Here is a 12,015-nt window from a genome sequence, read left to right on the forward strand (position 1 = left end):
ATTCCAAACATTAAGTACACTGCAGGCATTCCAAACATTAAGTACACTGCAGGCATTCCAAACATTAAGTACACTGCAGGCATTCCAAACATTAAGTACACTGCAGGCATTCCAAACATTAAGTACACTGCAGGCATTCCAAACATTAAGTACACTGCAGGCATTCCAAACATTAAGTACACTGCAGGCATTCCAAACATTAAGTACACTGCAGGCATTCCAAACATTAAGTACACTGCGGGCATACCAAACATTAAGTACACAACAGAAGCAGCTAGCTAATTGGGGGGTAACATTATGTTCAATTTAATTTTAAAAGTTTTTGGCACCGAAAAACAAAGCCGTAAGAAGGTTCAGCTCCCTGAAGGCCTAAATAAATTAGAAGTAATCCCAGCTAAAGGTTGGTGGAACTAACAAAGCTATTTGCGATATTGAGAGGTGTGACGATGCTTGATTCATTAATGAGATTTCTTGGATTAACAAAACCTGCACGCAAGAAGGTTCAATTACCTGAGGGCTTGAGCCAATTACAAGTGACCCCAGCAAGAGCATGGTGGAACTAAAGGTTATATCGCCAAAAACCAAAAAAGGAGCTTATGCTCCTTTTTTATTACAATAAGTTAATCTATAAAATCCTCAGACCCGCCTACCTGTCCCTTACCAGCTTTAGCTCTGCTTTAGGTGACTCGCGACGGTCGGTAGTTACAAACTAATTGTTCGTCCCTGTTTACCCATCGCTTTTCGATAAGCCAGTTGTTTATGCGAATTAAGTAAAGGATAAGCGACAGGTCCAAGCAATGCTCCAGCAAATGCCCAGCGCTTAACAGGAAGACCCGCCTTAAAAGCAGCAATTCCTAAAGCATAGCCTGAATACAATAATATAAGCCCAATAACCAATTCCACTTATCTACACCTCACTTCAAATAAGTTAGCTATCCTAGCCATTAATCAAGCTGAGCCAGCATTATATAGACAAAATCAAAACAAAGAGAGCGTTTTTTAGGCAAACCACTACCTGTCGCGTATAAAAAAACGGCATTTTACTGCCGTTTTTTTAACCACGCCTAATAAATACTTAATTTACAAACACTACTTAGCTAAAAAATCGTGAACCATCCTCAGCCATTTGTTTTAGCTTTGTGGCAGGTTCAAATCGATTGCCATAACGAGATTGATAGTTTTCTAGGATCTTAACCAAATTAGCAGCACCAAGTGTATCAATATAATGGAAAGGTCCACCTAAGAATGGTGGGAAGCCAATACCAAATATCGCCCCTATATCACCATCACGAGGGTTAGCGATAATGTTTTCTTCTAAGCAACGCACCGCTTCGTTTAGCATTTGTACTACACAACGTTGAGCGACTTCCGATGCTTCAGTGTCAACACCAGGCTTTAAACCCAATACTGTATAAACAGTTTCATCAACTTGCTTAGCTTTCTTCTTGCCGCCGTATAAGTAGAACCCTTTACCGTTCTTACGTCCCTTTCTGTCGTCTGCTAGTAATTTATCAAATGCCGCAGGCGCTTTAAAACGCTCACCTAATTCTTTTTCAAGGATTGGTGAAATCTTAGCACCAACATCAATGCCCACTTCATCAAGCAAAGTCATTGGCCCTACAGGGAAACCAAATTTAACCAAGGCTTTATCAAGGTGCTCTACACTTTGCCCTTCTAGCAGTAATTGAGCAGCTTCATTCATATATAACGCGAGGATCCGATTAACATAAAAACCTGCACCATCTTGTACTACAATCGGTGTTTTACCTTGCTTCTTAGCAAATGCCACAGTGGTTGCAATTGTTTCAGGCGATGTTTTTTCATGTGCAATAACTTCAACTAACGGCATTTTTTCTACTGGTGAAAAGTAGTGCAGACCAATTACGTTTTCAGGTCTAGTTGCCGCTTCAGCAATTTGTCCAATAGGCAATGAAGAGGTATTAGAAGCAAAAATAGTATGCTTGCCACATTCACGCTCAACATCTTTAACCATTTGATGCTTAAGAGCTAAGTCTTCAAAAACCGCCTCAACAACGATATCTGCATCTTTAATGCCTTTGTATTCTGTCGTTGTAGTCATCAATGCCATCAGGTTATCACGTACTGCCGGCGTCATATGACGGCGCTTTACACCTTTATCAAGCAGTTTGTAAGCATACGCTAACGCATTACTCAGGCCTGTTTCGCTGATATCTTTCACACGAGCCGGAATTTTAGCTTTTGTGGTGGTAACAGAGGCAATCCCTCCCCCCATTAAACCACCGCCGATTACCATTACCTTATTTACAGGTTTAGGCTCAACGTCACCAGCGCCAGTCTCTTTCTTCATTTCAGTGGTTGCAAAGAAAATACTACGCAACGCTTCAGATTCTTTCGACATCACAAGTTCAGCAAAATGACTCGCTTCTACTTCTAATCCTTTAGTTATGCCTTTCGTCATTCCCTGCCTAACACAGTCAATGATCTTTGCTGGAGCAGGATAATTACCTTGAGTCTTTTTAGAGACTTGCTTGGCCGCTTGATCGAAAATAATATTTCGACCAGCACTCGTTCCTTCGAGCACTTGATTAATTAAAGACTGCTTCTTTTTCTTGGCTGGTCGTTTACCCGCAAGTGCCATTTCAACAGCTGTACGCAGTAGAATAGACTCTGGCACAGCATCATCGACTAAGCCCATCTTTAGTGCTTGCTTAGGGCGAAGTTGCTTACCCGTTAGCATCATATCAAGTGCTGTCGTTACGCCGACTAAACGCGGCAACCGTTGAGTACCACCACCACCAGGCAGTAACCCTAGTTGAACTTCAGGTACACCCATCATGGTTTTTGCATGCAGCGAACATACTCGCTTATGACATGCTAAAGCCAGCTCTAAACCACCACCAAGACACGCTCCATTGATAGCGGCAACAACGGGAATTGTTAAGCTCTCTAACTCATTGAATACAACATGCCCTTGTTGTGACAATAGTTTGGCATCGGCAGCAGTTTCACAGGCATCTAGCATTGAAATATCTGCACCTGCAACAAATGAGTCTTTTTTGCCCGAAATTAACACTAGCCCTTTGATACTATTATCGGCTTTTATCTCAGCAAGAACTTCACTGATCTCTGGGCCAAACTCACTGCGCAAGGTATTCATGGTTTCACCAGGCACGTCCATGGTCAATACCGCGATACCGTCTTCACGACGTGATAAATTAAATGTCTTTTCCATGTGATTACTCCACTTCAACAATCATTGCTGCACCTAAACCACCCGCAGCACATGCTGTTGCGAGACCTGTACCACCACCACGGCGTTTAAGCTCATGACAAACTTGTGTCACCAAACGCGTGCCCGTTGCAGCAAATGGATGACCATAAGCCAATGAGCCACCAAGTACGTTAAATTTACTCATATCGATTTCACCGATAGCACGGTTACGACCCAGCTTTTCTTCGGCAAACTTTTTCGAAGCAAACATTTGCATATTAGCGAGTGTTTGCGCTGCAAATGCTTCATGCATTTCAATCAAGGTTAGATCTTCTAGCTCCATCCCTGCACGCTTAAGTGCAAGTGGCGTTGCATAAGAGGGCCCCATTAACATGTCTTGCCACACATCAATAGCGGTAAAAGCGTAGCTCTTGATATAGCCAATAGGCGTATAACCTAATGCTTTAGCGCGACCTTCGCTCATCAATAACACTGCAGATGCACCATCGGTTAGTGGCGTACTGTTAGCAGCGGTGACTGAACCATGCTTACGATCAAATGCAGGGCGAAGCTTAGCGTAGGACTCTAAAGATGAGTTTTCACGGATATTATTATCGCGATCGATAAATGACTTGTAAGGAGGCACATGTGCAGCCATAACCTCTTCAGCTAGCTTGCCAGCATTCCAAGTTTCGGTCGCTAATGTATGAGAACGATGGGCCAATGCATCTTGATCTGCGCGGCTAATATTGTAAGTCTTAGCCATCTGCTCAGCCGTTTGCCCCATAGACAAACCTGTTGAGTATTCAGCAACGGCTGGCGGAACAGGTAATAAATCTTTTAAACCAAGGCGACGGAAAATTGCTAGCTTCTGGCCAAAACTACGGGCCTTATTAAGGTCAACTAAAGCATGAGCGAGCGTTTTAGAAACACCAATTGGCAGTACCGACGAAGAGTCAGCCCCACCTGCAATACCAATATCCATATTGCCCGTCATGATAGATTCAGCTACGTTAACCGTAGATTGAAAACTGGTGGCACAAGCGCGCGTAACACTATAAGCATCAGTGCTAATATCCATCCCAGTGCCTAAAACGATTTCTCGAGCAATATTTGGCGCTGCAGGCATTTGAACAACTTGTCCATAAACCAGTTGTTCAATTTCTTTGGGATTTAGCTCTGAACGAGAAAGCAATTCATTAACGACCATCTTGCCCATATCTAATGCCGATACACCATGAAAAGCCGTTGCTTGCTTTGCAAACGGTGTTCGTAATCCCGATACAATCGCGATACGTTCGCCTCTTGCATTTTTCACCTGCTGTCTATCACTCATTTCTCGCCCTCTTATTCTGCTCGCTAGCTTTTAGCCGCGCGCTTTCTTATATCCTTGAGAAACCCATTTGCAATCAACCAAACAGGTCTGACCATCTAAAGTGTGATCTGATTCTAACTTCTTAAGGGCAGGTTTTAAACACTTGTTTGTTTTTTTGTATTAAAAACATCCAAAAGCCTTTTATTAACAATGATTAATATCTATAAATACAAATTTTTCTTTGAGCCATCTTATTGATAAGCCGCCTAAATCAGAATCATTAGATAAAAAAGTAGGCAAAAGAAGATGATTTATCTGCATAAATAAAATTGAGACTAGCCAAACACCAATGGAATTTTTTACTATGTTGCTGGTCTATACCTAACTTACTTAAAATAAACCGAGTAGCATCATGCCTTTGAGTCGATTTCACGCGTTACGCGAATATTTAAACACTGTCATTTTAGGACAGCCTATTCTCACCGAGAATCTACTAATTGCATTAATAGCCGATGGACACCTATTAGTAGAAGGTCCACCAGGTCTTGCTAAGACTCGAGCGGTAAAAGCCCTATGTGATGGTGTTGAAGGTGATTTTCACCGTATTCAATTTACCCCTGATTTATTACCAGCTGATTTAACTGGTACCGATATTTATCGGGCGCAAACCGCCACTTTTGAATTTGAGGCCGGACCGATATTCCACAACCTCATTTTGGCGGATGAAATTAATCGCGCTCCAGCGAAAGTGCAATCTGCTTTATTAGAAGCGATGGCTGAAGGCCAAGTAACTGTGGGTAAGCACAGTTACCAGTTACCTGAACTATTTTTAGTTATGGCAACACAAAATCCTCTAGAAAACGAAGGAACCTATCCACTACCAGAAGCGCAGCTCGACCGTTTCTTAATGCATTTGAATTTAGATTACCCAAGTGCAGAAACAGAGTTCCAAATTATGCGAATGTCTCGTAATGAGGCTTTAAAGCAAGAACTACCGCAAGTTGATCCCATTATCCAAGGAGATATATTTGCCGCTCGTGAACACGCCTTACAGATTTACCTCGCTGAGCCGCTAGAAAAATACATTGTCGACATTATTATGGCGACACGTAAACCCGAAGCTTATAGCCAAGAGCTCGCTAGCTGGCTTGAATATGGTGTAAGCCCTCGTGCAACTTTATCGCTTGAGCGCTGCGCACGCGCACGCGCTTATTTACATGAGCGTGACTTTGTATCACCGGAGGATATTCAAGCAGTAGCACCTAACGTGCTCCGTCATCGCCTACTGCTTAGTTATCAAGCTCAGGCTGACGGCGTCAGTGCTGACGATGTGATAAACCATATTCTTTCACAGGTTGCCGTACCTTAATGCCCTATACAAAACTGCCACTGTTTAGCGATGGCATTAATATTACGCAAAAAGAGCTACTTGCTTGTCAGAGCTTAGCCAAAGCTTTGCCTGAAAAACGCAGCAAAGCTAAAGCCAGCCTTGCAGGACACCGCGCTAGCCTAATAAAAGGCAGAGGCATGGAGTTTGCTGAAGTACGACATTACCAAAGTGGCGATGACGTACGCACCATAGATTGGCGTGTAACAGCAAGAACAGGTAAAGCGCACACTAAACTATTTGTTGAAGAGCGCGAACGACCCGTTTTAGTGTTACTCGATCTCAGTCATAGTTTGTATTTTGGCTCAAGCCTAATGTTGCAATCCGTGCAGGCAGCCCACCTTGCCACAACCCTTGGCTGGAGCGCTGTTATGCACGGTGACCGTTTAGGCGCCTTAATAGCGACAGAACAGGAGCACATTGAGCTAAAACCGCGAAGTCGCCAACAAGGTATTTTGCAAATGGTGTCAGCAATACAAAAGCTGCACCAACACCAACTGCAAAATATTGTGCAACAAAAACCAGAGCCAGATCATATGGCAAAGGCTTGCCAACGGTTACGCCGACTTGCTAAACCTGGCTCATTGATTTGGATTATTTCCGACGGAAGCCACTTTACTCCTGCCTGCTTAGCCGCGTTATCAGATTTAAAGCGCCATTGTGATATGGGTGCCTTTTTAATTACAGACCCACTACGCCAAGGTGAGTTAACACTACCAAAACACTTTCAATTACCGGTTAGAGAAGGTGGTAAAGAGCGAGTGATAGATCGCAATAGTTATGAGCAATGGCTTACAAATCAACTGCAACAACAACAGCAGTTTATAGAGATGATGCAAAAGCTCAATGTTGAAACCCGAGTTATTGATGCGGGACAACGCCTAAGCCAACAGTTAGGAGGGCTAAGATAGATGACGACTCCTGGAAACCCAGCGCTTGCAAGTTTAAAAGATATTCAACCACCTACTGAGATTGGGACTTGGCCTCTAGCCTATGGTTATTGGTTAGCGATATTTGCCGGTGTTGCACTGACAATAACCCTTATTTATTTGCTTAAGCAGCGTAGAAATAAATATGCTGTGCAAAAAGCAGCACTTAAGCAACTTGACGCTATGGATCTGCAACATCCACAGTTTGTGATTGAGGTCAGTAGCCTATTAAAGCGCGCAGCAATGAGCACAACAAACCGGCAGCAGGTCGCTAAGCTGAGCGGTAATGACTGGACGCTATGGTTAAATGCACAAGTCAAAACACCTCAAGATGAGCTATGTCAGTTATTAGCTAAACGATTTCAGCCAAACTCTTTTAGCAACGAAGAAAAACAAAGACTCAAAATAGCAGCTAGTAACTGGTTAAAGTCTGCGCTCCCTTTGAAGCCAAGCAAGCACCAAACAAGTAGTGAGGTCTTACCATGTTAACCTTGGCTTGGCCGCTACTTTTATTATTGTTACCGCTGCCACTTATTTTTAGAAACAAACAACAGCCTAAAAACCTAGGTGGACATTTACTGCTTCCTGGAGCCAGTTTACCGACGCAAATAGCAGCAACAGACAATAGCCAACACTCTAATAAACGTTATTGGTTAATTTGGTTTTTCGTAGTACTGGCTTGCGCTCGTCCACTTTGGGTTGGTGAGCCGATAGAGTTACCGACTAAAGGGCGCGATCTGATGCTATCTGTTGACCTATCAGGCAGTATGCAAATTGAAGATATGATCATTGATGGCAAAGTCGTTGACCGTTTTACCCTTATTCAGCATGTGATCACCGACTTTATCGAGCGCAGAAAAGGCGATCGTCTTGGGCTTATCTTGTTTGCTGATCATGCTTACCTACAATCCCCTCTAACACAAGATAGACGCAGTGTTGCTCAATACTTAACCGAGGCGCAAATTGGTTTGGTGGGTAAACAGACGGCTATAGGTGAAGCGATTGCTTTAGCCGTAAAGCGTTTTGATAAAGTTGAGAAAAGTAACCGAGTGTTAATCTTGCTAACCGACGGTTCAAATAATGCAGGAGCGATATCGCCCGACCAAGCTACCCAAATAGCCAAACAAAGAGGCGTTACGATTTACACCATAGGTGTTGGTGCAGATGTAATGGAGCGCAGAACACTCTTCGGTAAAGAGCGCGTTAACCCTTCTATGGATTTGGACGAATCTCAATTGCAGAAAATTGCAGAACAAACAGGCGGGCAGTATTTTAGAGCACGCAATACTGAAGAACTTGAACAGATCTATCAAGTCATTGATACGCTGGAACCTGTAGCTAGAGATCAACTTAGCTACCGCCCGCAGTCAGAACTTTTTTACTGGCCATTAGCGATAGCCCTAATAGTTTCAATACTAATCTCGTTAACTCAAGTCTCTTTCTTTAGAGCTAAGCCCTATTTTAATAAAGGAGGACGTTAAGCATGCATTTTCTACGTCCTGAATGGTTTTGGGCACTATTACCATTAGCACTGCTTTTATTGACGCTATTTAAAAGCAAAGCCGCTAGTTCAAGCTGGAGCCACTATATTGCCCCGCACCTAGCTAAAGTGTTAATTGGCGGTACTGCAAGTAACAAGAAAAACAACATTGGCTATTTAGCTGCTGCTTGGTTAATCGCAGTGTTTGCCTTATCTGGACCAGCTTTAGAGAAAAAAGCACTGCCCGTTTATGAGTCAGCTCAGGGCCGAGTAATAGTCATGGATATGTCATTATCAATGTACGCAACTGATTTAGCGCCAAACCGACTAACCCAAGCTAAATTCCGCGCTACCGATCTTATCGCTGAACTCGCAGAAGGTGAAACAGGCTTAGTTGCCTATGCTGGCGATGCATTTACTATTAGTCCGCTTACACGAGACAAAGCCACGCTGTTAAATCTACTGCCAACATTAACCCCAAGTATTATGCCTGTTCGCGGATCAAACCTTGAAGCAGCTATCAGCCAAGCACAATCATTATTGAGCCAAGGTGGACATATTCGCGGTGATATCATTTTATTTACTGATGGTGTTTCTAGTAGTCAGTTTAAACGTGCAGAATCGTTACTTAGTGATAGTGCTTATCGGCTAACTATTATCGCCTTTGGTAGCCAACAAGGCTCGCCAATACAATTACCTGATGGACAACTGCTGCGCGATAACGCTAACCAAGTAGTGGTCGCTAAAACCAATTATGCCTTGCTAAAAGAATTAGCCAACGATGCCGATGGTATACTAGTACCTAGCCGAGCTGACGGGTCTGATTTAAACCAAATTACTCAATGGCTTTCCAACAGTAAAGACACTAAAGCGAGTGATCTTGAAGGTGAAACTTGGCAAGATCTTGGCCCCTACTTTGCCCTAATGTTGTTATTACCAGCTTTGCTTAGTTTCAGAAACGGACTTATTGCTAGTATTGCACTATTCGCGCTTCTACAACCCAGTGAACAAGCCTATGCCAATACTTGGAACAATATGTGGCAAACTCAAGATCAGCAAGCAATGAATGCTTATAACAGCAAAGAGTTTGCCGCAGCAGCCGAACAATTTAACAATCCACAATGGCAAGCAAGTGCACTTTACAAATCAGGTCAGTATCAGCAAGCACTAACTGCATTTGAAAAAGATAACTCCGCTAGTGGTCTATATAACCAAGGCAACGCATTAATGCAGCTTGGTCAATATGCTGAAGCCCAAACACGTTATCAGTCAGCACTAGAACAACAAATAGATTTCGACGCTGCCAAAAGTAATCTAGCCCTTGCCAAAGAGTTAGAACAACAAAAGCAGCAAGACAATCAACAATCAGAACAAAATTCAGAGCAAAATTCAGAGCAGGAAAATAAAGATCAACAGTCTAAGGACTCTCAATCTGACAGCAATCAACCACAAAACAGTCAGTCTCAAGAAGGTCAATCGAAAGATAGCCAGCCTGGTGAACAGCAGCCTAAAGATAGCCAAGAAAAAGGTGAGCAATCACAAAATGGTAAGCCGCAAGGTGATGAGCAGACTCCTAAAGAATCTGAACAAACTCAGGAATCGCAACCAACTGATGACAATAAAGGCAGCACCGATGATAAAAATAATCAATCATCAGAGTCTGAGCCACAAAACGCAGCCCCTACTGACTCAGAAGAAGTGAGTAACGAAGCTGAAATGCAGGCTACTCCAAAAGCAAGTCAGCCTAAGCAGGCTGAAGTCGATAACCAAACTAATGAACCTATAGAACAACAAACTCAGTCAGCAGCGCCGCAAAACAATGATACTCAAGCACAACAGCCGGCTGAGCAAGTAGCAGCTAGCGTGCAACCAACCGATGAGCCTTTACCACCAGAAATGGAACGTGCTTTGCGCGCAATCGCAGATGATCCACAGGTGCTACTGCGTAATAAAATGCAACTTGAATATCAGAAACGTCGCCAACAAGGTATTAATTCTAAGGAAAACGAACAGTGGTAATACGTTATATTTTTACTCTCGCGATTATCGCACTAACAGCCGCTTTTCCTGCTAGCGCTTTGACGGTATTGCAAGCTTCTGTTGATCGTAACCCAATCATGGAAGGCGAAACATTCTTGCTTACCGTGACCGCTGACGATGATATTAAAAGCGGCAAACTAGATACTTCTGCACTGTTGAAAGACTTTATTGTAGGTCGTACAAGTATTAGCCGTAGTAAGAAGATTATGAACTTTGATGCCAGCAATGAAACTCACTGGCAAGTTCTGCTTTCCCCCCGTGCAGCTGGCAATGTCGACATTCCACCATTTACTATAGATGGCGTGAGTTCCGGACCCATAACCATTTCAGTGTTAAAAACAGGCTCTCAGCCGCAGCAAATGCAAAACATCTTTATGCGCGCCAATCTATCAAATGAAGAAGCTTACGTCGGGCAAATGCTGACCTATAAAGTTAAGCTGTATTTGGCCTTAGAGCTACAAAGAGGTGTGCTTAACGCACCTGATTTAGATGGTGCGCAAATAAAACAACTTGGCGAAGACAAAGACAGTACAGAAATTGTTAATGGTCGTCGTTATCGGGTGATAGAACGTAACTACGCCATAATTGCTGATCAACCTGGAGAATTGACCATTACTGGCGCTAGTTTTGCTGGTGACGTGTTAATCGAGTCTCGACGCAATGGCGCAATGTTCTCTTTTAATGAAAGCAGACCAACCCAAACTCAAGCACCAAAAATGACGGTACTCATTAACCCTATTCCGGCGGATTACCACGGAGAGTGGCTAGTATCCGATCTGGTCGTTCTCAAAGAAGACTGGCCTACCACAGCAGTTGAATACAAGGTTGGCGATCCTATTACCCGCACCGTGACACTACTTGCATCAAACACCGATGAAACGAGTTTGCCCGAGCTTACAATCACAGCGCCAACATCGCTTAAAACCTATCCAGAAAAAGCGCAGCGAAATACATTTTTACGCGATAACCAGATGGTTTCGCAACTAATGCAAACGACGGCAATTGTCGCAACCCATGCCGGCACTTTCACACTTCCTGAAATTAAAGTGCCTTGGTGGAATCCACATCTAAATAAACAACAATACGCGACACTACCTGCTCGCACTATTGTTGTAAAAGGAGGCGTAGCTCTTTCACCAGTGCAAGACACTTATGTCGCAGCGCAAACAACCGCTGAGCAGAATCCATTTTGGCAGTGGTTATCTTTAGTTCTGGGCTTATTATGGCTAGGAACGCTGATACTGTGGTTAAAAGCACGTAAACAGCCACAAGTGCAAAGCAATACAGAACAAGCATCAACGGCTACTACGCCATCAAGCCTTAAGGCACTAAAAGCGGCTTGTGATGCCCAACAGGCAACTGCAGTATTAAATAGTTTAACGCGATATTACAGCCAGCTATATGCTCAGCCGATGTCGTTAACTCACATTGCTGCAACCGATGAGTCTCTAGCCTCAACAATTAGCCAGTTGCAACGAACAGCCTATAGCGCAGATAAGTTGCCAAGCAATATCGACTATGCCAAGCTTTTTGGTATTGTAAAAGCGACCAAATTACTGTCAACAAAAAGCAACAGTTCAGCATTGACCAAACTCAATCCCAATTAATTTACTCATCAAGAGTCGATGGATAAGCGAGTTCACTAAAAGAATTAGCTTAACCATCGTTCAG

The 12,015-nt window shown here is 43.3% G+C and carries 10 protein-coding genes; 7 read left to right on the top strand and 3 right to left on the bottom strand.

The features are described 5' to 3' along the window. Window positions 1–282: hypothetical protein (locus L2747_RS20570; protein ID WP_249000823.1), on the top strand; the 282-nt coding region annotated here is incomplete at its 5' end. Between the two features lie 420 nt (window positions 283–702). On the opposite strand, the gene L2747_RS20575 is transcribed toward L2747_RS20570, so the two are convergent. The 3 genes from L2747_RS20575 to fadI all read right to left on the bottom strand — a co-directional run bounded on the left by L2747_RS20575 (window position 703) and on the right by fadI (window position 4,529). Further along, on the bottom strand, window positions 703–903 hold the full coding sequence (locus L2747_RS20575) for a hypothetical protein (RefSeq protein WP_249000824.1): 201 nt from the start codon (window positions 901–903) through the stop codon (window positions 703–705). Between the two features lie 190 nt (window positions 904–1,093). Continuing rightward, on the bottom strand, window positions 1,094–3,214 hold the full coding sequence (gene fadJ, locus L2747_RS20580) for a fatty acid oxidation complex subunit alpha FadJ (protein WP_249000825.1): 2,121 nt from the start codon (window positions 3,212–3,214) through the stop codon (window positions 1,094–1,096). A 4-nt stretch (window positions 3,215–3,218) separates the two neighbouring features. Continuing rightward, the gene (gene fadI, locus L2747_RS20585; protein ID WP_249000826.1) at window positions 3,219–4,529 is read right to left on the bottom strand and encodes an acetyl-CoA C-acyltransferase FadI; all 1,311 of its coding nucleotides are present in this window, start codon (window positions 4,527–4,529) and stop codon (window positions 3,219–3,221) included. A gap of 391 nt (window positions 4,530–4,920) precedes the next feature. Between fadI and L2747_RS20590 the strand changes: the two genes are divergently transcribed. From L2747_RS20590 to L2747_RS20615, 6 genes are read left to right on the top strand one after another with little or no spacing between them, the layout of a single operon-like run. Further along, a complete protein-coding gene (locus L2747_RS20590; RefSeq protein ID WP_249000827.1) occupies window positions 4,921–5,877 on the top strand; it encodes an AAA family ATPase in 957 nt (318 codons plus the stop codon). Continuing rightward, the gene (locus L2747_RS20595; protein ID WP_249000828.1) at window positions 5,877–6,806 is read left to right on the top strand and encodes a DUF58 domain-containing protein; all 930 of its coding nucleotides are present in this window, start codon (window positions 5,877–5,879) and stop codon (window positions 6,804–6,806) included. The genes L2747_RS20590 and L2747_RS20595 overlap by 1 nt, the downstream gene beginning before the upstream one ends. Continuing rightward, a complete protein-coding gene (locus tag L2747_RS20600; RefSeq protein WP_249000829.1) occupies window positions 6,807–7,313 on the top strand; it encodes a DUF4381 domain-containing protein in 507 nt (168 codons plus the stop codon). Further along, window positions 7,307–8,305: a vWA domain-containing protein gene (locus tag L2747_RS20605; protein WP_249000830.1), complete on the top strand. Its 999-nt coding sequence runs from the start codon at window positions 7,307–7,309 to the stop codon at window positions 8,303–8,305. Before L2747_RS20600 ends, L2747_RS20605 begins: the two co-directional genes overlap by 7 nt. 2 nt (window positions 8,306–8,307) lie before the next feature. Beyond that, on the top strand, window positions 8,308–10,323 hold the full coding sequence (locus L2747_RS20610) for a VWA domain-containing protein (RefSeq protein WP_249000831.1): 2,016 nt from the start codon (window positions 8,308–8,310) through the stop codon (window positions 10,321–10,323). Further along, window positions 10,317–11,951 carry a BatD family protein gene (locus tag L2747_RS20615; RefSeq protein ID WP_249000832.1) on the top strand — a complete coding sequence of 545 codons (1,635 nt, stop codon included), beginning with the start codon at window positions 10,317–10,319 and terminating at the stop codon, window positions 11,949–11,951. The genes L2747_RS20610 and L2747_RS20615 overlap by 7 nt, the downstream gene beginning before the upstream one ends. Window positions 11,952–12,015: the final 64 nt, after the last annotated feature.

The sequence above is a fragment of the Shewanella marinintestina genome (genome assembly GCF_023283845.1).
In the GTDB taxonomy this organism is placed as follows: Bacteria; Pseudomonadota; Gammaproteobacteria; order Enterobacterales; family Shewanellaceae; genus Shewanella; species Shewanella marinintestina.

What these genes read in the sequence shown, in the direction of transcription:
- fadI (WP_249000826.1), bottom strand. Translation starts at nt 4,529, where the DNA reads ATGAGTGATAGACAGCAGGTGAAAAATGCAAGAGGCGAACGTATCGCG.
- fadJ (WP_249000825.1), bottom strand. Translation starts at nt 3,214, where the DNA reads ATGGAAAAGACATTTAATTTATCACGTCGTGAAGACGGTATCGCGGTA.
- L2747_RS20600 (WP_249000829.1), top strand. Translation starts at nt 6,807, where the DNA reads ATGACGACTCCTGGAAACCCAGCGCTTGCAAGTTTAAAAGATATTCAA.
- L2747_RS20595 (WP_249000828.1), top strand. Translation starts at nt 5,877, where the DNA reads ATGCCCTATACAAAACTGCCACTGTTTAGCGATGGCATTAATATTACG.
- L2747_RS20605 (WP_249000830.1), top strand. Translation starts at nt 7,307, where the DNA reads ATGTTAACCTTGGCTTGGCCGCTACTTTTATTATTGTTACCGCTGCCA.
- L2747_RS20590 (WP_249000827.1), top strand. Translation starts at nt 4,921, where the DNA reads ATGCCTTTGAGTCGATTTCACGCGTTACGCGAATATTTAAACACTGTC.
- L2747_RS20610 (WP_249000831.1), top strand. Translation starts at nt 8,308, where the DNA reads ATGCATTTTCTACGTCCTGAATGGTTTTGGGCACTATTACCATTAGCA.